23 protein-coding genes are annotated in these 25,069 nt (G+C 38.1%); 22 read left to right on the forward strand and 1 reads right to left on the reverse strand.

Annotation, left to right across the window (positions count from 1 at the left end; genetic code table 11):
- Window positions 1-125: 125 nt before the first annotated feature.
- From murB to LY28_RS15145, 22 genes are all read left to right on the forward strand, one after another.
- Entirely contained in the window at window positions 126-1,046 is a 921-nt protein-coding gene (murB, locus tag LY28_RS15045) for a UDP-N-acetylmuramate dehydrogenase (protein WP_165835596.1), read from the forward strand.
- A gap of 179 nt (window positions 1,047-1,225) precedes the next feature.
- A complete protein-coding gene (rapZ, locus tag LY28_RS15050) occupies window positions 1,226-2,101 on the forward strand; it encodes an RNase adapter RapZ (protein ID WP_110463004.1) in 876 nt (291 codons plus the stop codon).
- On the forward strand, window positions 2,098-3,423 hold the full coding sequence (locus tag LY28_RS15055) for a gluconeogenesis factor YvcK family protein (protein WP_110463005.1): 1,326 nt from the start codon (window positions 2,098-2,100) through the stop codon (window positions 3,421-3,423). The genes rapZ and LY28_RS15055 overlap by 4 nt, the downstream gene beginning before the upstream one ends.
- A 54-nt stretch (window positions 3,424-3,477) precedes the next feature.
- A complete protein-coding gene (locus LY28_RS15060) occupies window positions 3,478-5,463 on the forward strand; it encodes an amylo-alpha-1,6-glucosidase (RefSeq protein WP_110463006.1) in 1,986 nt (661 codons plus the stop codon).
- Window positions 5,464-5,521: 58 nt separating this feature from the next.
- A complete protein-coding gene (gene whiA / locus LY28_RS15065; protein ID WP_110463007.1) occupies window positions 5,522-6,466 on the forward strand; it encodes a DNA-binding protein WhiA in 945 nt (314 codons plus the stop codon).
- A gap of 200 nt (window positions 6,467-6,666) precedes the next feature.
- Window positions 6,667-7,008, forward strand: coding sequence for an anti-sigma F factor antagonist (spoIIAA, locus tag LY28_RS15070; RefSeq protein ID WP_110463008.1), 342 nt, complete (start codon window positions 6,667-6,669; stop codon window positions 7,006-7,008).
- A gap of 228 nt (window positions 7,009-7,236) precedes the next feature.
- Window positions 7,237-7,665: an anti-sigma F factor gene (spoIIAB, locus tag LY28_RS15075; protein ID WP_110463009.1), complete on the forward strand. Its 429-nt coding sequence runs from the start codon at window positions 7,237-7,239 to the stop codon at window positions 7,663-7,665.
- Between the two features lie 409 nt (window positions 7,666-8,074).
- Window positions 8,075-8,821, forward strand: coding sequence for an RNA polymerase sporulation sigma factor SigF (gene sigF, locus LY28_RS15080; RefSeq protein WP_110463010.1), 747 nt, complete (start codon window positions 8,075-8,077; stop codon window positions 8,819-8,821).
- Window positions 8,822-8,926: 105 nt separating this feature from the next.
- The gene (locus tag LY28_RS19220; RefSeq protein WP_165835597.1) at window positions 8,927-9,091 is read left to right on the forward strand and encodes a hypothetical protein; all 165 of its coding nucleotides are present in this window, start codon (window positions 8,927-8,929) and stop codon (window positions 9,089-9,091) included.
- Between the two features lie 216 nt (window positions 9,092-9,307).
- Window positions 9,308-9,760, forward strand: a complete 453-nt coding sequence (gene spoVAC / locus LY28_RS15085; protein WP_110463053.1) for a stage V sporulation protein AC — start codon at window positions 9,308-9,310, stop codon at window positions 9,758-9,760.
- A gap of 243 nt (window positions 9,761-10,003) precedes the next feature.
- Complete coding sequence (spoVAD, locus tag LY28_RS15090) at window positions 10,004-11,023, forward strand: stage V sporulation protein AD (protein ID WP_110463011.1); 1,020 nt, start codon at window positions 10,004-10,006, stop codon at window positions 11,021-11,023.
- 117 nt (window positions 11,024-11,140) lie between these two features.
- Window positions 11,141-11,497 (forward strand): stage V sporulation protein AE, encoded by a 357-nt coding sequence (spoVAE, locus tag LY28_RS15095; RefSeq protein ID WP_110463054.1) that lies wholly within the window; start codon window positions 11,141-11,143, stop codon window positions 11,495-11,497.
- 187 nt (window positions 11,498-11,684) lie between these two features.
- The gene (locus LY28_RS15100; protein ID WP_110463012.1) at window positions 11,685-12,149 is read left to right on the forward strand and encodes a chemotaxis protein CheX; all 465 of its coding nucleotides are present in this window, start codon (window positions 11,685-11,687) and stop codon (window positions 12,147-12,149) included.
- Between the two features lie 202 nt (window positions 12,150-12,351).
- A complete protein-coding gene (gene trmL / locus LY28_RS15105; RefSeq protein WP_110463013.1) occupies window positions 12,352-12,846 on the forward strand; it encodes a tRNA (uridine(34)/cytosine(34)/5-carboxymethylaminomethyluridine(34)-2'-O)-methyltransferase TrmL in 495 nt (164 codons plus the stop codon).
- 166 nt (window positions 12,847-13,012) lie between these two features.
- A complete protein-coding gene (locus LY28_RS15110; RefSeq protein WP_110463014.1) occupies window positions 13,013-14,125 on the forward strand; it encodes a M20/M25/M40 family metallo-hydrolase in 1,113 nt (370 codons plus the stop codon).
- A gap of 37 nt (window positions 14,126-14,162) precedes the next feature.
- The gene (locus LY28_RS15115) at window positions 14,163-15,068 is read left to right on the forward strand and encodes a DUF2156 domain-containing protein (RefSeq protein WP_242981326.1); all 906 of its coding nucleotides are present in this window, start codon (window positions 14,163-14,165) and stop codon (window positions 15,066-15,068) included.
- Window positions 15,069-15,216: 148 nt separating this feature from the next.
- The gene (gene gap / locus LY28_RS15120; protein ID WP_110463015.1) at window positions 15,217-16,227 is read left to right on the forward strand and encodes a type I glyceraldehyde-3-phosphate dehydrogenase; all 1,011 of its coding nucleotides are present in this window, start codon (window positions 15,217-15,219) and stop codon (window positions 16,225-16,227) included.
- 222 nt (window positions 16,228-16,449) lie between these two features.
- Window positions 16,450-19,044, forward strand: a complete 2,595-nt coding sequence (locus LY28_RS15125) for a heavy metal translocating P-type ATPase (RefSeq protein ID WP_110463016.1) — start codon at window positions 16,450-16,452, stop codon at window positions 19,042-19,044.
- Window positions 19,045-19,066: 22 nt separating this feature from the next.
- Window positions 19,067-19,330: a metal-sensing transcriptional repressor gene (locus LY28_RS15130; RefSeq protein WP_110463017.1), complete on the forward strand. Its 264-nt coding sequence runs from the start codon at window positions 19,067-19,069 to the stop codon at window positions 19,328-19,330.
- A 169-nt stretch (window positions 19,331-19,499) separates the two neighbouring features.
- Window positions 19,500-20,687, forward strand: a complete 1,188-nt coding sequence (gene fabV / locus LY28_RS15135) for an enoyl-ACP reductase FabV (RefSeq protein WP_110463018.1) — start codon at window positions 19,500-19,502, stop codon at window positions 20,685-20,687.
- A gap of 407 nt (window positions 20,688-21,094) precedes the next feature.
- Window positions 21,095-22,627, forward strand: coding sequence for a methyl-accepting chemotaxis protein (locus tag LY28_RS15140; protein ID WP_110463019.1), 1,533 nt, complete (start codon window positions 21,095-21,097; stop codon window positions 22,625-22,627).
- 18 nt (window positions 22,628-22,645) lie between these two features.
- Window positions 22,646-23,560, forward strand: coding sequence for an alpha/beta hydrolase (locus LY28_RS15145; RefSeq protein WP_110463020.1), 915 nt, complete (start codon window positions 22,646-22,648; stop codon window positions 23,558-23,560).
- A 187-nt stretch (window positions 23,561-23,747) separates the two neighbouring features.
- On the opposite strand, the gene LY28_RS15150 is transcribed toward LY28_RS15145, so the two are convergent.
- Window positions 23,748-24,641, reverse strand: a complete 894-nt coding sequence (locus LY28_RS15150) for an alpha/beta fold hydrolase (protein ID WP_110463021.1) — start codon at window positions 24,639-24,641, stop codon at window positions 23,748-23,750.
- Window positions 24,642-25,069: the final 428 nt, after the last annotated feature.

Below are 25,069 nucleotides of genomic sequence, written 5' to 3' on the forward strand. Positions count from 1 at the left end.
TGGCTTAAAAGCTTAATTCGTTGTGAAGGCTTGATCCGGAATTGACTTTAGTCAATTCCTGCCGGCTGGTTAATGCAGCTTTGGGATTTTGAAGCAATTGGTTTTGAAGGGAGGAGTGCAGAGGAGTGAAAGAGGGAGAGCATATAAAAAAGCTTATTTCAATTTTAGGAGAGGGAAGAGTTTTAATTGATGAGCCTATGAGCAGCCATACTTCGTTTAAGATAGGCGGACCGGCGGATGTTATGGTTGTACCTGACAGCAGCTTTAAAATTGCTGAGACAGTAAGATACTTTATCAGCTCAAAGATTCCTTATATGGTAATGGGTAACGGAACTAATCTTTTGGTATCAGATAAAGGCATTCGAGGAGCGGTTATTAAAATATATAATAATATGAACAGCTATACCGTCAACGGTGAATTTATGGAGGCTGAGGCCGGAATGCTGATTTCTTCGGCTGCAAAAATTGCACTTCAAAATTCATTTTCAGGCTTGGAATTTGCAGAAGGTATCCCCGGAACAATCGGAGGAGCCGTAACAATGAATGCGGGAGCTTATACCGGTGAAATGGCTATGATAGTTGAAAAAACAGAGTTTATTGATGCAAATGGCAATATAATTACCGTAAAGGGTGCGGAACATGCTTTTGGCTATAGAACAAGCAGCATACAGAAAACAAAAGGGATTATTTTAAAAACAAGCTTGAAGCTAAATTACGGTGACGGCAATAAAATAAAAGAGTTAATGGAGGACTTTAATTTCAGAAGAAAAGATAAGCAGCCTCTTGAGTGGCCAAGTGCCGGCAGTGTCTTTAAGCGGCCAAAGGGGCACTTTACAGGGAAGCTCATTGATGATTGCGGGCTCAGGGGATACAGTATCGGCGGTGCAAGGATTTCTGACAAGCACAGCGGTTTTATTATCAATACAGGAGAGGCTTCCTGTAAGGATGTGCTTGAATTAATCGGATTTATTCAAGGCGCTGTAAAAGACAAGTTCAATATCTGGCTTGAGCCTGAGCTCAGGATTATAGGAGATTTTGGCCAATAACTAAGCTTACGGCGTTCAAGCAGGAAATGATTCCTGAATATAAAAGCTTCAAACGTTTTAGAATAATATATGCAGCTGAACTATCGGCCGATTGAACCGGTTTTTAGCCGATGGTAATTGACGGATTAACCTTTCAGAAAATTAAGGATTATTACATGCGAAAGATTTGGAGGATACAAATGAGATTTGTAATAGTAACAGGCATGTCCGGTGCAGGGAAAAGTCTTGTAACAAATTATTTGGAGGATATAGGTTTTTTCTGTGTTGATAATTTACCGCCGGCATTGATTCCGAAGTTTGCCGAAATCAGTGCTCAAAGTGAAGGGAAGATGGAGAAGATAGCCTTGGTTATAGATATCAGAGGGGGAGAGCTTCTGCATGATCTTTTCCCTGCTCTCGAAGAGGTTAGAAAGTCGGGATTTTCTTATGAAATTCTGTTTTTGGAAGCTGAGGATGATGTCCTTGTAAAGAGGTATAAGGAAAGCAGAAGGCAGCATCCCTTATCCCAGGAGGGAAGGCTGCTGAAGGGAATAAGAGAGGAACGCAAGGCTCTTGAGACAATTAAGGCAAAGGCTAATTATATAATTGACACCTCATCTCTTGCCACCAGACAGCTTAAACAGGAGATAAACAACATTTTTCTCGAAGGAAAGACGTTTAAAGGGATAATAATCAATATTGTTTCCTTTGGCTTCAAATATGGAATTCCTACCGACTGTGATCTTGTATTTGATGTCAGATTTATTCCGAATCCTTACTACATTGCGCCTATGAAGCTGAAAACCGGTAAGGATGAAATGGTAAAGGAATTTGTACTTAATGCGCATGAAACGAAGGAGTTTTTGGAAAAGCTTGATGGAATGCTGGATTTTCTGATTCCCAATTATATCAAGGAAGGGAAATCGCAGCTGGATATTGGAATCGGTTGTACAGGCGGCAGGCACAGATCTGTTGCAATAGCTGATGAGATATTCCGGAAGCTGGAGGAAAAGAAGCATAGAGCCGTTATTGAACACAGGGATATAGAGAAAGATAGCAGAGGTGTTGGTAAATGAAGGCAACAAGCTGGAGAGTTCCGGGTGCTGACATAAAAAGATGGGTGCTGCTGATTGCGGCAGGACTTATACTGACCTGTTTAAGTGTGACATTTGCCGTAGACAATTACAGTAAGGGGATACAGTTCACGGTATGTATGACGGTTCTGGCATTGCTGGGTGCGGCCTCCGTATTGCTTGGAATCAAGGCACTGGTTGGTTCCTTATTATCGGCACTGAAATATACCAAAATTAATACCTTTAATCCGGAAGGGCTAAGCAGTCTTCTTAATGAAAAAAGAATACTGGTAAAGGGTCCTAAAATAGTTGCAATTGGGGGAGGAACAGGCCTTTCCACTATGCTCAGAGGGTTGAAGCAGTATTCATCAAATCTTACTGCATTGGTTACAGTAGCAGATGACGGCGGAGGTTCAGGCGTGCTGAGAGAGGATCTTGGAATGCTTCCGCCGGGTGATATCAGAAATTGTATTCTCGCCTTGGCTAATACTGAGCCGATAATGCAGCAGCTTCTTCAGTACAGATTTCACGATGGGATGCTGAAGGGTCAAAGCTTTGGAAATTTATTTCTTGCAGCTATGGATGGTATTTCTGACAGCTTTGAAGAGGCTGTAAAAAAAATGAGTGATGTCTTGGCAGTGACAGGAACAGTTTTGCCGATTACTCTTGATGATGTCAGATTGTGCGCTGAAACAGACAGCGGGAAAACAATACTTGGTGAGTTTAACATAGGACACAGAGATTCCTTTGATACATCAAACATAGAAAGGGTATATTTTAACCAGCAGAATGTAAAACCGCTGAATGAAGCTATAGAAGCCATAATGGAGGCGGATATAGTAGTATTGGGGCCGGGAAGCCTGTATACAAGCATTATTCCAAATCTGTTAGTTGACGGTGTTTGTGAGGCGCTTCAAAAAACAAAGGCAATAATTGTTTATGTGTGCAATGTTATGACACAGCCTTGCGAGACTCAAGGCTATACCCTCAGTGACCACATAAAGGCAATTGAAATACATACCAGAAAAGGGATAATAGATTTTTGTATTGTAAATACGGCATCTATACCGGAAGAACTCAAGGAAAGATATCTTCTGGATGGGGCGGAGCTTGTAGAGGTTGACAGCGATATAGTTGAAAAAATGGGGATTGAGCTTATAACAGGTGATTTTAAAGCAATTAACAATAACCTGATAAGACATGATTCAAATAAGCTTGCCAAGAAATTGATTGAATTGGTTTCAGAGCTTGTTCTGGCTCGTGATAAGGATAGAATGCTTGACTATTACTATGCGAGAGAAAGACTGAATACACAAATTAAATAGGTACTCCAGCCATATGACGCGGATACTTGAAAAATCAGACAGGAGTGTATGTATATGGAGTTTGGGAAAAGCTACTGGTATAGCTATGAGCAGGGAAGCAGCAGAGAATGGATTATAACAAACGGAATAGGCGGGTATGCTTCAGGGTCATTGATCTGTTCAAACAGCAGGCGGTACCATGGCTTGCTTATTGCTGCCTTAAAGCCGCCGACAAGCAGACATCTGCTTCTGGCAAATCTTTTGGAGGATTTGGTTTTAGAGGACGGAACACATGTGACACTCAGTTCTTTCAAATCATCGGACGGCTACATCAATCAAGGCTTTAATAATCTTCAGAGAGTAAGCTATGATTATTTCCCTCAGTTTGTTTACAGCTATGAGGATATATTCATAAAAAAGAAAATAGCAATGAAGACTGGTGAAAATACCACTGTTGTGCAATATGAGATTAGAAACGGCTCAAGGGCTGCTTCTTTTAAGCTTTCGCCTCTTGTTAACTACAGAGACCATCATCACCAGAGCAAAGGCTGCTACTTAAATTTCAATATGTCAATAAATGAAAATGAAATCGGCTTATCACCAAAGGTTTCTGACGTCATGCTGAAATTAAGTACAAGCACAGGAAAATTTATAAGTTTTGACAGCTGCTATTTTTACAATATGCTGTATGCACTTGAGCAGGAGCGAGGACTTGATAGCTTCGAGGATCATTTCATGCCTGGATATTTTATTATGGAATTAAAGCCCTTTGAGTGTAAAACCATTTCATTTGCGGCCACAACTGAAAACTATGGCAGCGGTGCAATTAATGCGGGGGATGTAATTCGTGAAGAGGAAAGGCGCCTTTCGGAGCTGCTGGATAAAAAGAAATATAAAAACAGGCTGTGCAGAAGACTTGTTCTGGCGGCAGATAACTTTATCGTATACAGAAAGTCCACAGATTCAAAGACAGTGATTGCCGGATATCCATGGTTCACCGATTGGGGAAGAGACACAATGATAGCCTTTGAGGGACTTACCTTGGTTACGGGCAGGTATGAGGATGCGAAGGATATTCTGTACACCTTTTCCAGATACGTAAAAAATGGGCTTATTCCCAATATGTTCCCCGATGACGGGCAGCAGCCGGCATATAACAGTGTTGATGCCGCGCTGTGGTATTTTGAGGCTGTTTATAATTATTTGGAGTATACGCAGGACTATTCCTTTGTAAAAGAGAAAATATACAGCTGCCTCAAGGAAATCTTTATAGGTTTCAGGGACGGCACTGTCTTTGATATCAGAATGACTGCCGACGGACTGATTACAGCAGGAAATCCGGGTACTCAATTAACCTGGATGGATGCGAAGGTGGGTGACTGGGTGGTGACTCCGCGCCACGGAAAGGCCGTTGAAATAAATGCCTTGTGGTACAATGGACTGATGATTATGTCAAGCTTGGCAAAAAAATTTGATGACAGAGATATATACAGTAATTTAGCGAAGAAGGTCAAGGCTTCTTTTGACAAGGAATTTTGGAACGGTGCGGACAATTGCTTATATGATGTGGTTAATGATTTTGGGAAGGACCCAAGCATAAGACCGAACCAAATAATGGCTGTAGGCCTTTCATATGCGGTAATTGAGGGAGATAAGGCCGGAAGCGTTGTGGAAAAGGTGTGGAAGGAGCTATATACACCGTATGGATTACGAACCCTATCTAAAGGCAATCCTCAGTACAAGGGCACATATTCCGGGGATGTCTGGAGCAGGGATGGGGCATATCATCAGGGAACTGTATGGACTTGGCCCTTGGGAAGATTTATCAAGGCTTATGTGAGAGTAAACGGTTCAAATGAGGAGGCCAGAAGAAATGCTTTGGATTTTGTCCTGCCGTTTATTAATCATTTGAAGGACGCAGGCTTGGGAAGCATTTCCGAAATATTTGACGGAAATTCTCCTTATTATCCCAGAGGATGTTTTGCACAGGCATGGAGCGTGTCAGAGATTTTAAGAGCAGCAGTTGAGGATGTACAGATTGAAAATTTTAATGATATATAAAAAGGGTTAAATTCGTGGAACAGTTTTATAGTAGAGCCTTTTTGAGGAGTGAGTAAGGGTGTCTTTTTCAACTTTAGTAAAGGATGAGCTTTGCAGGGTAGAGCTGCATGATGCATGCTGTAAAAAATCCGAAATTTTCGGCGTCATATTGGCGGGTAATCTTTTCTCATATGAAAAGAACTCTAGAAATGTAAAGGTTGTTACAGAAAATGCGGCATTTGCAAGAAGAATATATTCTACAGTCAGAAGAGTATACGGATTGAGTCCGGAGGTTTCAATCAGAAGAAGCAGTAAGCTAAAAAAGCATATATCATACTCCATAATTTTTGCATCAATGCAGATTATAAATAAATTGCTTTATGATTTTGAAATCAGTGCATTTAATGAAAATGATCTATTTCCTATGAATACAACGTTAAAAAATGTTTGCTGTAAGAAGAGCTTTTTAAGAGCAGCATTTCTATCAGGAGGCTCAGTCAGTGACCCTGAAAAAACCTACCATTTGGAAATTGCCACTCGAAATAAAATGTGCACAGAAATCATCAAAGAAATATTAAAGGATTACGGAATAAATGTTAAAATAATTACCAGAAAAGGAAACTATGTGGCATACATAAAAGAAGGTGAAAACATTGTGGACTTTTTAAATATTATCGGTGCACACGGCGCATTGATGGAGTTCGAAAATGTAAGGATATTGAAGGATATGAGAAACAGTGTCAACAGAATAGTGAACTGTGAAACGGCAAATCTTGAAAAAACCGTAAATGCAGCGGTCAGACAAGTGGAAAATATCAAATTAATCCAGTCCACATTGGGTATTGGTAATCTTCCGGAAAACCTTATTGACATTGCTAATTTGAGACTTGAGTATTCAGAATTAAGCTTGAAGGAGCTTGGAGAAATGCTTTGCCCTAAACTCGGGAAGTCAGGAGTTAATCATCGCCTTAGAAAATTAGATGAAATTGCAGACAAAATCAGAGAGAGAAGCAAGACACTATAGTTTTAATTTTAAGAAAGCGTCCATGCAGGTCAAAGAAGTCCAATATTTAACTGTGTTAATGTCTGGGATTATATAAAATAAAAGGTAAAATAAGGGAAATAACGAATAAATACCTTGTGCTGTTTGCAAAAATTAAGCTGAAGCCGGTTTGAAAAAAGAAGCCGGTGATGCTGTCTAATTCACAAAGGAGGAAATTCGTTTTGGATTTAAAACTTTTTAAAAAGGGTACAACTCTTATTATAAAAATTATGGAAGATATGGATCATCATTCTGCACAGTATTTAAGGCAAAGAATTGATAATGAAATTGTTAAGGCTACAGTTAAAAATATTGTTTTTGATTTTTCCAATGTCAATTTTATGGATAGCTCCGGTATTGGCGTGATTGTGGGCCGATATAAAAACATTCAGAAATTAAATGGAAGAGCGGCTATAATTAATGCGAATCCAAAGATAATGCAAATATTTGAAATGTCAGGGATACTAAAAATCATACCTGCTTATAACGATTTGGATAAGGCTATTTCAAGTATGTGCAGTTAAGGAATGCAATTTTATATGTTTATGGCCGAGGGTCAGTTGCTATCGGCTTTTTTGCCGGGCTTATGCTGCGGATTTTGTTTTGCGAAGGCCCGGTTTCTGTTCTGAAATTGCAGTGTTTTTTGTAATTTGCGCCGGGAGGTATTATTAAAGGCAGGACATATATAAAATTTATAAATTTGCTGAATCTGTAGTGATTCCTAATGAAAAAAAGAGAGAGAGGATAAGAAAATGCAGTTAATAAATGAAATGAAGCTTGAATTTATGAGTAAATCAAATAATGAGGCTTTCGGCAGGATAGTGGCAGCCGCTTTTGCATCTCAGCTTGATCCGACAGTGGAAGAATTGGCTGACATTAAAACTGCTGTTTCAGAGGCTGTAACCAATGCAATTATACATGGCTATGAAAATGAATCCGGGATAGTGAAAATGCATTGCAGACTATATGATGAGGGAGTCGAAATAATTGTTTCCGATAACGGAAAAGGAATAGAGGATGTAGAATTGGCAAGACAGCCTTTATATACATCAAAGCCTGATATGGAGCGTTCGGGAATGGGTTTTACCGTTATGGAAAGCTTTATGGATGGAGTGGAAATTTTTTCTGAAATAAATGCAGGGACAACTGTTACAATGTTCAAAAAGATAAAAAAGGCATAGCTTGAAAAGGCGAAGTTTACATTTTTGTCGTTCTCTTCGCATATCAAAAAGCTGCGGGAAGCTTTTTGCGGATTTCAGCAATCAAGAGCTTTTTCATTAACATATCTGTATTTCACCATATACTTGAAAAACTAAGAGGAATTAAAGATGACTTACATAGTAATCATTTAAATATAAATGTAAATAAATTGAATAAATGTATAAAAATTATAAAAAGTGCTGATAATCTATTATAACATGGTTTAAATATGTTTTTGAATTGCAAAATTACTAGAGTTAATTGCTATCGGCTAAAAACGATTGCATCGTCAGCGGTTATATCGTCCCGGTATTTTATCCTACGAAGGTTTGAACCGTAATTGACTTTAGTCAGTTTAGACAAAATATTTGACAGGAAGGTTCGAAAGCTATGAAAGATATAACAGATGAAGAAGTCAGAACGCTTATCGAAGAGGCCAAGGCGGGAAACAGGCAGGCACAGGCAACCTTGGTCGAAAAAAATGTGGGTCTTATCTGGAGCATTGTGAAAAGATTTCAGAATAGAGGATATGAGATTGACGATTTGTTTCAGATAGGCAGCATAGGGTTAATTAAAGCTATTAATAAGTTTGATTCATCCTTTAATGTGAAATTTTCTACATATGCTGTCCCTATGATTATCGGTGAAATAAAAAGGTTTATCAGAGATGATGGGATTATAAAGGTTAGCAGGTCTCTTAAGGAGATATCTTCTAAGGCCCGCATAACAAAGGAGATCATGTGCAAGGAGCTGGGGCGGGAGCCTACAATAAATGAAATTTCTTCAAAAATTGGTGTTTCTCCTGAAGAATTGGTCATGGCTCTTGAAGCGGGATGCTCGCCGGAGTCGTTGTACAGTACTATAGGTGATGGAGATAATTCACCTATACTGCTCATAGACAGAATAAATGCGGACAATAATAGCAATGAGGTTGATTTAATAGACAAAATTGCAATCAGACAAATTTTAGATACTCTGGATGCCAGAGAAAGGCAAATAATAATATTACGCTATTTCAAGGAAAAGACCCAGGTACAGATTGCAAAGCTGCTGGGAATTTCACAGGTACAGGTATCCCGTATTGAAAAAAAGATTTTAAATGAAATTAAAATTAAAATGATAGCAAACAATAATTAACTTAAACCTTCACCAATAGGTGCACTTCTTGTAAAGAGAAGGCCGGGTCAGAAAATAACAGCAGGAAGTGCCGAGAGTAATTTAATAAAATGCGGGGATATAAAAATGTTAAAAATTACACCTTTACACAGGAAAAAGGTTATATTAATTGCTTTGGCTATACTGATTTTGTGCGGGATAATCGCCATGCTGGCTATATTCAACATGAGTACGGAAAAGGAGCCTAATAAAGCAGTTTATGTCCTTGAGGCTGTTGAAGAAAATAAATAGAACTTGAATTTCCGGAAAATTTATGCTTTCGATAATTAAATAATAATTTTTAATTTATTTGCTAAGAATAAGATATATTAATTTATATCTTTTTTTTATTTACTAATATTTTGCTTGCAGGAGTCAGATTAAGGCTCTGTTTAAAGCTTACCAAAGGAGGTGTCTTGCTCCTTGCCTGAGTTTACTGCCAGATTGGTACCGGGTAGGGACATAATTATGAAACAGGTTTTTACTAAGGAAGAATATGCCGAGCATGTTAAGCGTGCTTCACCAAATTCAAAAATATTTATAAATATAATTAAAGCATTTATTGTAGGCGGTCTTATTTGTGATATAGGTCAATTTATTATTAATATGCTTAAAGCCAGAGGATTGGATTCTGAGGTGGTATCAAACATCACCAGCATAATTATGATTTTTTTGGGTGCCTTGTTAACAGCACTTAATATTTACAATGTTATCGGAAAATTTGCCGGAGCCGGCTCAATTGTACCGATAACAGGATTTGCAAATTCCGTTGTCTCTCCTGCCATAGAATTTAAAACAGAAGGCTACGTTATGGGTTTAGGAGCCAAAATGTTTGTAATTGCCGGCCCTGTAATTGTATTTGGCGTATGCTCTGCCATGATAGCGGGAGTGATTCATTACTTTATCACTTATGTGCCTTAAAAATGTGAAGTTTACAATTCTTGCATACATTGTTCTCTTCACATATCAAAAAGCTGTAAACAGCTTTTTGTGTACACAATTCGTGCATTTATCGTTAGCTTTGCATATGAGAAAACTGTGGGCATTGTGGATTTGAGCAATGAAGCGCGGCTGAAAATAAATAGAGAATCTCTGTAAAGCAGAGATTCTCTCCAGAAGGCATTCTCAAATTTTTGTACCGAAAACTCGGCGTAGGAGGTTAGTATGGCAGAAAAACATATTGGAAAACAAACTGTTGCCCTGAAGAATCCGCCCACAATAAAAGCCACAGCTTCTATTGTGGGGCCTAAAGAGGGAAGAGGTGAATTAAAGCAGTGTTTTGACCTCATCATACCTGACGAGCTTTGGGGAGAGAGCAGTTGGGAAAAAGCGGAAAGTAAGCTTGTAAGGGAAGCATTTGCAAAGCTGTTGCAAAATGCTAAGCTAAGCAATGATAAAATTGATTTTATTTTAGCAGGAGACCTGCTAAATCAATGTATTGCGGCAAGCTATGGCCTTAGGGAAACAAATGTGCCTTTTCTGGGCTTGTATGGTGCATGCTCAACAATGGCAGAATCGATGAGCATAGGCAGTATGCTTATAGACGGAGGCTTTGCAGATAATGTGGTATGTCTTACCTCCAGCCATTTCTGCTCGGCTGAAAGACAATTCAGGTTTCCGCTTGAACTGGGAAGCCAGAGAACTCCGACAGCACAATGGACAGTAACGGGCTCGGGAGCCGTTGCTCTTGCTTCTCAGGGAACAGGCCCATATATCAGAAATATAACTGTAGGGAAAATCAATGACCTAGGGATAACTGATATAAACAATATGGGGGCTGCAATGGCTCCTGCGGCTGCAGATACTATTCTGACACATTTTGCCGATACAGGGCTCGTACCGGAATACTATGATTTGATTGTTACGGGAGATTTGGGCAAAATAGGCAAAAAATTATGTCTTGATATCCTAAGGATGAACGGACTAAATATTGAAGCAAATTATAATGACTGCGGAGTTATGATTTTTAACCTGAACGAACAGGATACCCATGCCGGAGGAAGCGGCTGCGGATGTTCCGCGGCAGTATTTGCAGGACATATATATAAGGAAATGATGAAAGGAAACCTGAAAAGAGTTTTGTTTATTGCAACCGGCGCGCTGATGAGTCCTGTAAGCCTTCAGCAGAAGGAATCTATTCCGGGAATTGCACATGCAGTAAGTATTCACAGGAGTTTGGATTAACAGTACGTAAATTGCAAGAAGTTAACCGGCAGGAACAATTATTTAAACTATTATAACTATTGTAAAGGGGGATGGAATTCGTGCCTGCGAATTTTGCAAGGCATGGAATATAAAATTATGAGTTATTTGAGTGCTTTTCTGGTAGGCGGAATTATTTGTGCAATCGGACAAATACTGATTGATAAAACAAAGCTTACATCTGCGAGGATTCTCGTTGTTTATGTGGTATCAGGAGTTATTCTTGCAGCCTTTGGTGTTTATCAAAAAATTATTGATATCGGAGGGGCAGGAGCAACAATACCTCTCACCGGTTTCGGGTTTAATCTTGCAAAGGGTATCTTTAATGAAGTTGACAGAATAGGAATACTGGGTATATTTACCGGAGGCTTTAAGGCGGCTTCAGCCGGACTTTCTGCCGCAGTTTTTTTTGGATATATTATGGCTGCCTTAGGAAAACCAAAAGCCAAAAAATAAACAAATCTGTAAATATTATAAAAATTTATTATAAAACAAAAAATATGTCGCAGGATTGAAGTTTTATGCATAAATTTTTAAAAACATATAGAATTATGCTCCGATATTGTATATAATTAAATATGATTTTATAGCTATAAGTTGTTTAGGCTCAGTGTTTTTAATATATATAATAAGGTGGATTGCTATGAATATAGAATACATTAATCCTTTTATTGAGGCAAGTCAAACTGTATTGCAGCAAGTTGGAAATCTTGAAGCAAAGCTTGGCAAGGTTTTTCTCAGATCTTCCCCATATAAAGGTGAGGCAATAGTTATTATGGTCGGGATAACCGGTAAAATGCGAGGGCAAACCATTTTTACAATGTCAAGGCAGACAGCCTTCAGAATAGCGTCGGCTATGATGGGCGGCATGCCGGTTGACGAATTAAACGAGATTTCAAAGAGTGCATTGTCTGAATTGACTAATATGATATTGGGTAATACTGCAACCTTGCTTTACAATAAGGGTATCGGGATAGAAATAACTCCTCCGTCTTTATTATTAGGTGAAAATTTATCAATATCTCAATCGAAAATGCAAACCATATGTATTCCTCTACATTTGTCAGACACAGAAACCTTAGAGATTGATTTGTCTGTTGAAGAGTAAGAAAAATTACATAATCTATAGAAATATAAAAACAAGGTTGGCAAGCCGACATTGCTTATGTAAAATAAAAAAGATGGTATGCACCATCTTTTTTATTTTAATCCAAGGAGGTATAAGCACAATTTAACTGGCACAAGGGATTAAATTAGATATAATATAATTATTTTATTAATAGATTGAGAATGAAAGGAAGTTATATCGGATGGCATTGAATATAGTTTTAGTTGAACCTGAAATTCCGCAGAATACAGGCAATATTGTCAGGACCTGTGCAGCCACGGGTACAATTCTTCACTTGGTAGGCCCGCTTGGCTTTTCAATAGAAGATAAATATTTAAAAAGAGCAGGGCTGGACTATTGGGAGGAGGCAGAAATAAAATATTATGACTGCTTGGATGAATTTATAAAGGCACATGGCCATAAGAAATTATATTACTCCACTACAAAGGCACTGAACAAGTATAGTGATGTCAGTTTTGAGGAGGATTGCTTTATCCTGTTTGGCAAGGAGACAGCAGGTCTGCCCGAGGAGCTGCTGAAGGAGAATAAAGACAGCTGCATAAGAATACCCATGAAAGAGGGAATACGCTCTCTGAACCTGTCTAATTCGGTGGCTGTTGTAGTATATGAGGTGTTAAGACAGAAAGACTTTACACATTTGGAAACGCAGGGGCATCTGGTGAAATTTAATTGGTAAAGGCTTCTCGTCCATGTACAATTTACGGCAGATAGGTACAGAGGCAGTTTTTTGAAATTGGTATGTGATAAATATGTGAAATTGGGTATATTAAAATGTGAATATCTTATTTTGCATATTTTATCATGAATATAGCTGATTTTTATATAAGGAGCGGTGATTCAAAATGGTAAACAGAACCAGACTTGTTGACGAATTTATTGAATTGGTTAAAATAGACAGCTTGTCGCGAAAAGAACGAAAAATGTGTGACGCGCTGAAACAGAAGCTTGCAGCATTGGGATACAGCCCTGCTGAAGATGATGCGGGAGAGAAGATTGGCGGTGAATGCGGCAATATTATATGCAATGTGAAGGGTTCAAAAGCTGTTCCTGCCGTTTTAATTACTGCACATATGGATACCGTTGTGCCGGGGATTGGGAAAAAACCTGTTATTGATGGCGATATCATCAGAAGTGACGGTACTACCATATTAGGCGGCGATGATATTTCAGGGGTTGCTGTTATACTTGAAGCTTTAAAGGTTCTGAAGGAAAATAATATACAGCATGGAGATATACAGATTGCCTTTACCATAGCTGAGGAAATAGGCCTGATGGGCGCGAAAAATATGGATTTCAGCAAAATATATGCGAAATACGGTTTTATTTTAGACAGTGACGGCAAAATCGGATGTGCCGCGGTTAATGCACCTTCTCAAAATAAAATTCATGCCGTTATAAAGGGAAAAACCGCTCATGCAGGAATAGAGCCCGAAAATGGAATCAGTGCCATTTCAATTGCGGCTGATGCTGTTTCAAATATGAGGCTGGGTAGAATAGATGAAGAAACCACTGCAAATATCGGCGTTATTAACGGAGGCAGCGCAACTAATATTGTTTGTGACAGAGTTGAGATAGAAGGAGAAGCCAGAAGCAGACAGCAGTCCAAGCTGGAAGCTCAGACAATTCATATGAAGGAGTGCTTTGAGAAGGCGGCTGAAAAATGGAACGGTCAGGTTGAATTTAATACTCAGCTTGAATACCCGTCCTTCAGTATCGGGAAAGAGGCAGATATAATAAAAATTCTGGAAGCGGCAGCAGCAAAGTGCGGGCTTGATTTTGAAGCTATTTCCACAGGAGGCGGCAGCGATACAAACATATTTAATTCAAAAGGCATTGAATCAGTTGATTTAAGTATTGGAATGACAATGGTACACAGCGTGAATGAACAAATATCAATAACAGATATGGAAAAGGCGGCAGAATTCCTTATTTCCATAATAGAAAATGTTAAGTAGCTTTTATTGATGCTGGGGCCAAATGGGGGGATATATATTGCAGACTACTTTAAAGCTATCGGAAATATCTATAAATGATAAAGGGCTATTTGACGAATATTTTAAAAGGACAGATTTACAAACATCTGAAATGAGCTTTACAAATTTTTATATCTGGAGAGATTATTACAAAATAAAATTTAGCCTTATAAATGATTTTTTGTGCATAATAGCTTCTGTTGAGGATAACCCGTTTTGTTTTTTCCCGGTTGGAGATTACAGCAATACTGAGGACTTAAAGAACGCAATTTTTGCAATCAGAGATTATTTTTATAACAGAAACAAGGATTTTATGATATGCAGGGTATCGGAGATGCAGATTTCAGTTCTTGAAGATTTGGGTATCAGGTTTATTGCCGAGGAGGACAGAAATAATTTTGATTATATATATTCTGTACAGAAGCTTTCAACCTTGTCGGGAAAGAAACTTGACGGGAAAAGAAACCACATAAACAAATTTAAAAAGCTTCATACCTTCAAGTATGAAGAGATTTCTGATGAAAACATATCAAGCTGTATAGATATATTGGAAAAATGGTCGGTACAAAGGAACTATAAAGAGGAAGAAAGCCTTATTGCAGAAAGAAAGGCTAATCTTGACCTGCTGGATAACTATAATTTTTTGAGGGTTAAGGGTGCGCTTATAAAGGTGGATGGAAAACCGGAAGCCTTTACGGTGGGCGAAAAGCTGAACAGCAATACGGTCGTAATACATGCGGAAAAGGCAAATGCGGAGATAAACGGGCTTTATCCTCTGGTAAACCAGCAGTTTCTTGCAAACCACTGGAAGGGAATAGAATATGTAAACAGGGAACAGGATCTTGGAATTGAAGGTTTAAGAAAAGCAAAGCTATCTTATAATCCAATTACAATATTGGAAAAGTTTACTGTAAGGCTTTGTTAAATATTTATTAATTTCGGCTTTTATACTATTGATAATGTTTAAAAAATAATATAAAATTATCATTGGTTTAGGAAATTCAAATCAATTGTTTTGTTGATAAGCATTTATATGCTTGACTAATTAATAAAAATTTTAGGAGGTAACAACAATGGCAGTAAAAATGGGTATTAACGGTTTTGGACGTATTGGTCGTCTTGTTTTCAGGGCTGCAGTAAACAACCCTAACGTAGAAGTAAAGGGAATCAATGATCCATTCATCGATCTCGAGTACATGAAATATATGTTAACTTATGACACAGTTCATGGAAGATTTGAAGGAACTGTTGAAACAAAAGATGGAAAACTGGTTGTTAACGGAAAAGAAATCGCTGTTTTTGCAGAAAAGGATCCTACAGCTATTGCTTGGGGAGCTTGCGGTGCTGATTATGTTGTTGAATCAACAGGTGTGTTCACTACTACCGAAAAGGCTTCAGCTCACATAAAGGGCGGAGCAAAGAAGGTAGTTATCAGTGCTCCTTCAGCCGATGCTCAAATGTTTGTTATGGGAGTTAACCAAGACAAGTACACTAAGGATATGACAGTTGTATCAAATGCTTCATGTACTACTAACTGTTTGGCTCCTTTAGCTAAGGTTATCAATGACAACTTCGGTATTGTTGAAGGTCTTATGACTACAGTTCATGCTGCAACCAATACTCAGAAGACAGTTGACGCTCCTTCAATGAAAGACTGGAGAGGCGGAAGATCAATTATCGGAAATATCATTCCTTCATCAACAGGTGCGGCTAAGGCAGTTGGAAAGGTTATCCCTGAATTGAACGGAAAATTGACAGGTATGTCAATGAGAATTCCTTCAGCTGATGTTTCAGTTGTTGACTTGACAGTTCGTCTTGAAAAGGGCGCTACTTACGATGAAATCAAAGCAGCGGTAAAGAAGGCTTCTGAAAATGAATTGAAGGGCATACTCGGATATACTGAGGATGCAGTTGTTTCATCAGATTTCATACATGATGCACGTACTTCCATCTTTGATGCAGGTGCTGGTATCGCATTAAATTCTAACTTCGTTAAGTTGGTATCATGGTACGACAATGAGTGGGGCTATTCAAACAAGGTTGTTAATCTTATTGAACACATGGCTAAGGTTGACGCTCAATAATTATTGCTAATAAACAAATTATATAAAAAAGCTGCCGGCAGGAATCAAATCCATGCGGCAGCTTTTTTGCGTCTTATTTCGAAAACCTTGAAATAGTATAAATTGCGTTGGCTATATATAAATAATATAATATCGAAAAAGAGATAATAAATACTATTGACATAGCATATAAAAATGTGTATTCTATTAGTACACCCCACAGGGGGTGTGGAGGAGGATGCTATGAACGAAAAATTTAATGTAAGAGGAATGACCTGTTCTGCTTGTTCAGCTGCCGTTGAAAAGAGCGTAAAAAAGGTAGATGGTGTCGCTTCCGTTAATGTTAATCTATTGTCAAATAGTATGACGGTTGAATATGACAGCACTGTAACTGATAATGGTAAAATTATTCAGGCGGTAACTGATGCAGGGTATAGTGCTTTTATATTTACAAATAGAAAGTCAGCTTTACAAAAGACTGAAAAAATAAGTCCGGTCGAAGATGAGATCAAGGAAATGAAAAAGAGGCTTGCCATATCGTTTTTGTTTCTTATTCCGCTGTTATATATTTCAATGGGGCATATGTTCAATTTACCCTTACCGGAATTACTGCACGGTGAAGCGAATGCATTAACCTTCTCGTTTATACAGTTTTTGCTTACGCTGCCGATTGTTTTTGTAAATAAAAAATATTATACGGTTGGATTTAAAACCTTATTTCACGGCTCACCTAACATGGATTCACTGATTGCCATAGGTTCATCGGCAGCTGTGGCATATGGAATATTTGCAATTTTTAAGATAGGATATGGGCTGGGTCACAACCAAATGGATATTGTTAATCAATATAAGATGGATTTGTACTTTGAATCCGCAGCTACAATCTTGGCATTAATAACCTTGGGAAAGTACCTTGAAACAAAGTCAAAGGGAAGAACCTCTGAAGCCATAACAAAGCTGATGAATTTGGCACCTAAGACAGCAACGGTTGTCCGTGACGGTAAGGAATCCGAAATATCAGTGGATGATGTTGTTATAGGGGATTTGATTTTAGTGAGACCCGGTCAGAGTATACCCGTAGACGGAGTTATTATTGAAGGTGCTTCGGCAGTGGACCAGTCTGCGCTGACAGGAGAGAGTATTCCTGTGGAAAAAAAGAGCGGAGATAAAGTAATTGCTGCAACAATAAACAAAACCGGATTTTTCAAGTTTAAAGCTGAAAAGGTAGGAGAGGACACAACTCTTGCAAAGATTATCGAGCTGGTTGAGGAAGCCGGCTCATCAAAGGCTCCGATTGCAAAGCTGGCAGATAAGGTAAGCGGGATTTTTGTTCCGGTGGTTATATCAATAGCTGTTATAGCTACAATAACATGGCTGCTTTTAGGGCAATCCTTTGAATTCGCACTTTCCATAGGAATCGCGGTGCTTGTGATATCCTGCCCCTGTGCATTGGGACTTGCGACACCGGTTGCCATTATGGTCGGAACCGGCATGGGTGCTTCAAACGGCATATTGATTAAGTCGGCAGAGGCATTGGAAACCGCGCATACAATTAATACGGTTGTCCTTGATAAAACAGGAACAATTACAGAGGGCAGACCTAGAGTAACTGATATAGTAACGGCGGGGGATATAAGCGAGACTGAGCTTCTTGAAATTGCAGCATCTATTGAAAAGCCTTCTGAACACCCTTTGGCAGAAGCAATCCTTGAAAAAGCAAGTAATTCGGGAATTAAATTGAAGGCTGCAAAAGAATTCAGTACAATTGAAGGACGGGGCCTTTATGCTGTTATTGACGGAAAACAGTATATTGCGGGTAATATAGCACTTATGAATGAAAGAAATATTGAGGTATATGAATTCAAAAGTACTTCAGATACCTTTGCAGATGACGGTAAAACACCGCTGTTTTTTGCAGATGCAGGAGATAAAAGGCTTTTAGGCATAATCGCTGTAGCTGATGTTATTAAGGCAACAAGCTTTGAGGCTGTTAAACAATTCAAGGCTATGGGTATAAATGTTGTAATGCTTACAGGTGATAACAAAAAAACTGCGGAGGCAATAAGAAAGCAGTTGGACATTGATAGGGCAGTTGCCGAGGTTTTTCCTCAGGATAAGGAGAGAGAAATCCGCAGCATACAGGATAGCGGCAAGAGGGTGGCGATGATTGGTGACGGTATAAATGACGCTCCTGCTTTGGCAAGGGCAGATGTAGGTATAGCAATCGGTGCCGGAACTGATATTGCCATTGAATCTGCGGATATAGTCCTGATAAAGAGTGATTTGCAGGATGCAGTTACAGCCATTCGTCTAAGTAAAGCGACAATACGAAACATAAAGCAAAATCTGTTCTGGGCATTTTTTTATAATGCAATAGGGATTCCTCTTGCCGCAGGAGTATTTTACTCGTTGCTGGAATGGAAGCTGAATCCAATGTTTGGTGCGGCAGCAATGAGTATGAGCTCAGTCTGTGTTGTAACAAATGCATTAAGGCTGAAGCTTTTTAAAAGCAGGGGTATAGAGGAAGGAGCCTATAGCAGCGACAGGTATGACCAATTAAATATAAATACGGGCAATACCGAAAATATTAAACAAGGAGATGGAGATATGAAAAAAATAATGGAGATTGAAGGAATGACATGCGGACATTGCCAGGCAAGAGTTGAAAAGGCGCTGAATGCAATTGACGGTGTGGCGGCAAAGGTTGATTTGAAGAAGAAAATAGCAATAGTGGAGCTAAAGACGAATGTAGATAACGATACTCTCAGAAGTGCAGTAAGTGACGCAGGGTATGAGGTGGTTTCTGTCAGTGAAAAGAAGGGCTTGTTTGGGAAATAGTACTTGAAATACAGGAGGTTATATGAAAGCAGATAAAGAGAAGGTCATGCGTCTTTTAAAAACAGCCAGAGGCCAGCTGGACGGTATTCTGAAAATGGTTGATGAGGATAGGTACTGTGTTGACATATCAAATCAGCTTCTGGCGACTCAGGCTATTTTGAGAAACGTTAACAGGGAGGTGCTTAATGCACACTTGAATTGTTGCGTGAGAGATGCATTTGACAAGGGTGATTCCCAGAACAAAATCGAAGAGATTATGGGAATAATGGATAAGCTGACAAAATAGCAAGGTGTTGCAGGTCACGGAAATAATTATTACCAAGTTATAATATCTAGTTTTAATTCATAATACAATATGCTATAATTATTTTTAAATGTGAATAATTTATTCAAGCGGTATGCCGCTTGAATACGAGGCATATACAATGTAAATGATTATGGAGGTTAGCGGTAATATGATTATAAAACCAAAGTTCCGTGGATTTATTTGTACAACATCACATCCTGTGGGCTGTGAATATAATGTAAGACAGCAGGCGGAATATGTTAAAAAGCAAAAAAGGATTGACGGGGCAAAAAAGGTATTAGTAATAGGAGCGTCAACAGGCTATGGCCTTTCATCCAGAATAGCGGCGGCTTTTGGCTGCGGCGCAGCCACAATAGGTTTATTTTTTGAAAAGCCTGCTTCAGGAAACAGAACAGCTTCAGCAGGCTGGTATAATTCGGCGGCTTTTGAGAAAATTGCAAAGGAAGAGGGCTTATATGCTAAGAGCATAAATGGCGATGCCTTTTCAAATGAAATTAAGCAGCAGACCATAGAGCTTATAAAGAAGGATCTTGGCAGGATTGATATGGTTATTTACAGCTTGGCGTCACCAAGAAGAACTCATCCGGAAACAGGAGAAGTATTTAATTCTGTTTTAAAACCTATAGGCTCTCAATATACGTCAAAGACAGTTGATTTTCATACCGGAAAGGTTGAAGAAATAACTATTGAACCTGCTGATGATGAAGAAATCAGACAGACTGTTGCCGTAATGGGCGGAGAAGATTGGGAAATGTGGATGGCTGCACTTAAAAGTGCAGATGTACTTGAAGAAAATGCAGTAGCATTGGCATATTCATATGTGGGACCGGAGATGACACATGCTGTTTATAGGGAGGGAACTATAGGCAGAGCAAAGGATGACCTTGAGGCTGCCGCCTTTAAGATTACTGACAGGCTGAAGGATGTGGGGTGCAGGGCTTTTGTGTCAATAAATAAAGCTGTTGTCACCCAAGCCAGTGCGGCTATACCTGTTATATCACTTTATGTCAGTATTTTATTTAAAGTAATGAAAGAAAAAAATACACATGAGGGCTGTATAGAGCAGATGTACCGTATGCTTGAGGACAGGGTTTATTCGGGTGATATGAAGCTGGACAGCAAGGGCAGAATTTGCATGGATGATTGGGAAATGGCAGAAAGTGTTCAGTCAGAGGTATCAGGCTTATGGGATAAGGCCGGCAATGACAATATTGCCGATATTGCAGATGTGGAAGGCTACAGAGCAGAATTTTTCAAGCTTTTCGGCTTTGGCTTTGCTGCTGTTGATTACAGTGCGGATGTAGAAATTGATGTGAAGATTGACAGTATTGAATAAGCTGCTTGAAAGACTAAGGTTATATGCGGGTATCAGATTTTGCACCATAGCCTGTCGTTTTAAAAGAGTTATGTTTTGGCATTAGACTGCAAAAAGCCGGAATATATGATTTTATAAGATCATATATTCCGGCTTTTTTAATATGTTTATCATGCCGAGGTGCAAAGCTTCAAGCGATATTTCAAAAATGCTGTATAATTAAGTAGTAAATACTGGGTTTCTATTTACAAATAAGAAATAATTATAGAAAGTTTTAAAAAAAATATTATTATGGAAGGAATTAGTAAACAAATGTAGAATAATGAAATATTGACTAATAATAGGTGTATAAATTTCTGTAATTTTCTCCCTATTAAGATGCAATAATCAAATATTTATTCAAAAAACTAAAAGGAGTGACTCGCTTAATGCCAGAAGATTTAAACAGCCTGTTTACTAAGAATTTGTTGCACTATCAGAAGGAGCTTAGTGATTCAATATCGTTTTATTGTACATTAGGTGGTTTTGCGGGAGTGGCTTTTTATGCAGTTATGAAGCTTGTAGGCATAATGCCGATATTCGAATGGATGAATTTACTCTATTTTTCCTTGCCTATAATCTTTAATGTTACTCTGATGTTTATATCCAATCAAATTTTAAAAAGGAGAGATATAGCAACATATGTAAATATCTACAAATATATTATTGTAACCGTTGCATGTATAAATGACATTGCAATATCAATTTTTATTCCATACAGAGATGCATGGGGAGTAATTATATTGATATTCTTTGTGGCAGCCTTTTACCTTGATAAAAAAGTTGTATTGTATGGCATAGCTTTCAGTTCGGCGATAAGTATTGTTACATTTTATATTAACACATGCCCGGAAGAATTAAGCCTGTCAATCGGAGATTTAACTACAAGAATACAAATGGTAGGATTCGGCGGTGTCGCTGCATTTATAAGTGCATGTATGGGTAAAAAGCTTCTTTATAGATCCTGCCAGAATGAGTTCAATGTAAGTAAATCGCTTAATGACCTTCAAACTGTTGTAGCTAAGGTAAAGGAGGTATCCAATACCCTTTCGGATTCCAGCGGCTTGATTACACAGCTTGCATCTCAGCAGCAGGAAGCAGCAGAAATAACTGCTGTCAATACATCAGATATTCTTACAGGTGCCGTAAATACTTCTGAAAGCGTAAAGGAAGCAACGGAGCTTATATCACAGCTTGTTCAGGGAACTAAGCATATGAAGGAAGATACTATCAGTGTTATAAACAACTCGGAAGAGCTTAAAAATGTCGCAGGGAAGGGCCGTAATTCCATTGATGACGCTGTTGAAAAAATAATGAAAATTAAGGAAAGTGCCACTGCAACATATGCAAGTGCAAAGGAGCTTGATATAAAGGCTCAGAAGATTGACAAAATAGTGGCATGTATTCAGGGGATTTCAAAACAGACAAATCTGCTGTCACTCAATGCGACAATTGAAGCTGCAAGAGCGGGAGAATACGGCAAAGGCTTTGCCGTTGTTGCAGGTGAGATAGGAAAGCTTGCCGATCAGAGCCAAAGGTCGCTGGATGATATAACAAAGAATCTCAGGGATATATTTCAACATGAAAACAAGGTGGATGACTTGGTATCGAATGTTGAGGAAGGCGTTGAAATAATCAATATGTCGAGAGAGTACTACCAAAATATAATTGATGCGTTAAGTACAACCATTCATTCACTTCTGAATATTAAAGATGTATCGGAGCAGCAGCTTTTACATACCGAGATGGTCAATAGTTTTATAGTTGAGGTTGAAAATGCCACAGTTATGACCACTCAGAATATAGAGGCTACCACTGCTTCAACAGAGGAAGCATTTGCCTCAAGTGAGGAATTATTTACTTCTGCACGTGCTCTTAATGACATTGCAAAGGAAATAAATGAGATGATACTAAAAATTTAAGATTGGAGAGTGTTTGATATGAGTTATGAGACAGAGTATTCTCAATTTGTAGATTCAAATGAGCCCTTGAACACTTTGCAGGAAAAGGATTGGGCTTTTTATGGGCAGTGTGCGGTTACATATACGTATCTGTATGCTTTGCCGGACCCAAACCGTAAGGATTATTTTGCAAGACCGTATGCGGATAATCCGTTACAAAGGCTTGATATTCATTACCTGAAAAAGCTGCATAACAAGAAAAGACCTGTAATCTTCTTTATACATGGCGGAGGATGGACAACTGAAGATAAGAGCAATACAAGATTTTACGCACTTGAATGGATAAAGAGAGGATATACAGTTGTTTCAATTAATTACAGGCTTGCTCCGAATGTTATTCATCCTTTGCAGATAGAGGACTGTGCACTGGCTTTAAAATGGGTTATTGACAATATTGAAGATTATGGCGGCGATTCGAACAAGATAGCATTAATAGGGCATTCTGCAGGTGCCCATTTAGCTGCGCTTCTTGTTACCGACAGAAAGTGGCATGAGAAATTTGATATTGATATAAAGAAAGTTAAGTGCTGGATACCTGTAAGCGGCATATATGATTTTAATTTGAAGGAGAATTATTTGCAGCCTCTTTTGGAATCATCTATAATGGCAATGCTTGGTGATGCAGATAAAAAGGATTGCTCACCTATTTCCCATGTGACGGGAAAAGAGCCGCCTTGTCTTATATTGCACGGAGGAGATGATTGGCTTGTTCCTCGCTTGAATTCTATTAATATGCATTACAAGCTTATAGGAAAAGGGGCTAAAAATGCACAGATTAAAATTGTACCCGGATATTGGCATTGCAATATGATGCTTGGGTATGACAAAGAAGGACATAAGCCGGCTGAAATAATAAATGCATATCTTGCAGAGATGTTACCTGTAAATATATAAGATGTTGAATTTTATTTAATAAATTAATAAAACCTGTATTAGTAAAATAGATTTATATGAATTAATTGTGCTAATACAGGTTTTATTTGTAAGTGTCATTGCTCATAAATATGGGAAACAAGATAATTTGAAAAGTTTATCATGAGTTTATTAAAATATTATCTTATAGCATATATAAAATATATCCTTATGCGGCAATAGTCTTTTTCTCTTTGCCTTCTTCCGCTGTAGCAACTTCTAATGAATTTATGTAATCAATAACCATTTGATTAAACTCTTTTGCCTTTTGGAAAATGAAAACATGTCCTGCCCCTTTAATAATCTTAAATTCAGAATTTATAAATTTTTCCTTGAGTTCAAGGGAATCATCATAGAAGCAAAAATCCTTGTTGCCTACAACAATGAGTGATGGAATGTCATATTTACCTAGACATTTATAATGATCTCCCCGTACAACAACCTTCCACCACTTTCTGAATTCAGAGCTGCTGATCTTAAGGGTTTCGTTAAGAAAGAATTTTCTCGATTTTTCGTGAGCTTTTCCCGGAAGCATCATATGTCCCATCATTTTAAGGTAGGTATTTGTCGAGAAAAACTTTAAGAAAACTCTGTCTGCAAAGCTGTTTACAAATTTTGTGAGATAATTTGTTTTACATATTGGACTGGCAAAAATGCATGAGATAATTCTTTCCGGGAATAATTCGCAAAAGTATTGCTGTATTATTGTACCCAAAGATAGACCGCAAATATGTGCTTTTTCGATTTCAAGCTCATCCATAAGCAGTCTTAAATAATTAGCCATAACGCTGACGTCATACTTCTGGTAATCCTCAAGGGCGGTTGAATTCCCATGACCTGCCAGATCAACATTAAGTACTCTGAAATATTCATTAAAATCTTCCATTTGATTTTTCCAGCATCTTGTGGATCCGGATATGCCATGAATTAAAACTAACCAATCTCCATTTGGGTTACCGGAAATCTCATAATAAACTTTCTGGTTTCTGATATCTGCATAGCTTTGCAAGGTTTTTTGCATGGAGTCTTCAATTACTTCATACTTCTGCAAATTTTTAACCATTTCTAATTCCTCCTCCTGATGTTTGTGTAAGCCTTTACACGGTTAAATAAATTTTTACTAAAAATGTAGAAATAATGAGAGTAAATAATTGTATATATTGCATATCATTTCATATCATACTTCTATTATACAACAAATGCATTAAAAGTCAATAGTTTATTTGACAAAATATATAAATTATTGCTAAAAATGCTTTCATTATGACAAAAAAAGGCGAAAAATAATATATATGTCGAAAAAGGGTGGGGAAACCTTTTCGGTAAAAGTACTTAAGCTTTATATGAAGTATTCAAACAATTGTTTTTTTGTTAATTTACTCACAAACTATTGAAATAACTTATAAAAAGAGGTAAAATTACTTTGGTTAATTCGGTAGAAATGTGGATAATATACGAATATTAATGACATTTTTCCTAATTTGAGAATCA

It is taken from the genome of Ruminiclostridium sufflavum DSM 19573 (assembly GCF_003208175.1).
Lineage (GTDB): Bacteria > Bacillota > Clostridia > Acetivibrionales > DSM-1351 > Ruminiclostridium > Ruminiclostridium sufflavum.

What these genes read in the sequence shown, in the direction of transcription:
- rapZ (WP_110463004.1), top strand. Translation starts at nt 1,226, where the DNA reads ATGAGATTTGTAATAGTAACAGGCATGTCCGGTGCAGGGAAAAGTCTT.
- LY28_RS15055 (WP_110463005.1), top strand. Translation starts at nt 2,098, where the DNA reads ATGAAGGCAACAAGCTGGAGAGTTCCGGGTGCTGACATAAAAAGATGG.
- LY28_RS15060 (WP_110463006.1), top strand. Translation starts at nt 3,478, where the DNA reads ATGGAGTTTGGGAAAAGCTACTGGTATAGCTATGAGCAGGGAAGCAGC.
- spoIIAB (WP_110463009.1), top strand. Translation starts at nt 7,237, where the DNA reads ATGCAGTTAATAAATGAAATGAAGCTTGAATTTATGAGTAAATCAAAT.
- sigF (WP_110463010.1), top strand. Translation starts at nt 8,075, where the DNA reads ATGAAAGATATAACAGATGAAGAAGTCAGAACGCTTATCGAAGAGGCC.
- LY28_RS19220 (WP_165835597.1), top strand. Translation starts at nt 8,927, where the DNA reads ATGTTAAAAATTACACCTTTACACAGGAAAAAGGTTATATTAATTGCT.
- spoVAC (WP_110463053.1), top strand. Translation starts at nt 9,308, where the DNA reads ATGAAACAGGTTTTTACTAAGGAAGAATATGCCGAGCATGTTAAGCGT.
- spoVAD (WP_110463011.1), top strand. Translation starts at nt 10,004, where the DNA reads ATGGCAGAAAAACATATTGGAAAACAAACTGTTGCCCTGAAGAATCCG.
- spoVAE (WP_110463054.1), top strand. Translation starts at nt 11,141, where the DNA reads ATGAGTTATTTGAGTGCTTTTCTGGTAGGCGGAATTATTTGTGCAATC.
- LY28_RS15100 (WP_110463012.1), top strand. Translation starts at nt 11,685, where the DNA reads ATGAATATAGAATACATTAATCCTTTTATTGAGGCAAGTCAAACTGTA.
- trmL (WP_110463013.1), top strand. Translation starts at nt 12,352, where the DNA reads ATGGCATTGAATATAGTTTTAGTTGAACCTGAAATTCCGCAGAATACA.
- LY28_RS15110 (WP_110463014.1), top strand. Translation starts at nt 13,013, where the DNA reads ATGGTAAACAGAACCAGACTTGTTGACGAATTTATTGAATTGGTTAAA.
- gap (WP_110463015.1), top strand. Translation starts at nt 15,217, where the DNA reads ATGGCAGTAAAAATGGGTATTAACGGTTTTGGACGTATTGGTCGTCTT.
- LY28_RS15125 (WP_110463016.1), top strand. Translation starts at nt 16,450, where the DNA reads ATGAACGAAAAATTTAATGTAAGAGGAATGACCTGTTCTGCTTGTTCA.
- LY28_RS15130 (WP_110463017.1), top strand. Translation starts at nt 19,067, where the DNA reads ATGAAAGCAGATAAAGAGAAGGTCATGCGTCTTTTAAAAACAGCCAGA.
- fabV (WP_110463018.1), top strand. Translation starts at nt 19,500, where the DNA reads ATGATTATAAAACCAAAGTTCCGTGGATTTATTTGTACAACATCACAT.
- LY28_RS15140 (WP_110463019.1), top strand. Translation starts at nt 21,095, where the DNA reads ATGCCAGAAGATTTAAACAGCCTGTTTACTAAGAATTTGTTGCACTAT.
- LY28_RS15145 (WP_110463020.1), top strand. Translation starts at nt 22,646, where the DNA reads ATGAGTTATGAGACAGAGTATTCTCAATTTGTAGATTCAAATGAGCCC.
- LY28_RS15150 (WP_110463021.1), bottom strand. Translation starts at nt 24,641, where the DNA reads ATGGTTAAAAATTTGCAGAAGTATGAAGTAATTGAAGACTCCATGCAA.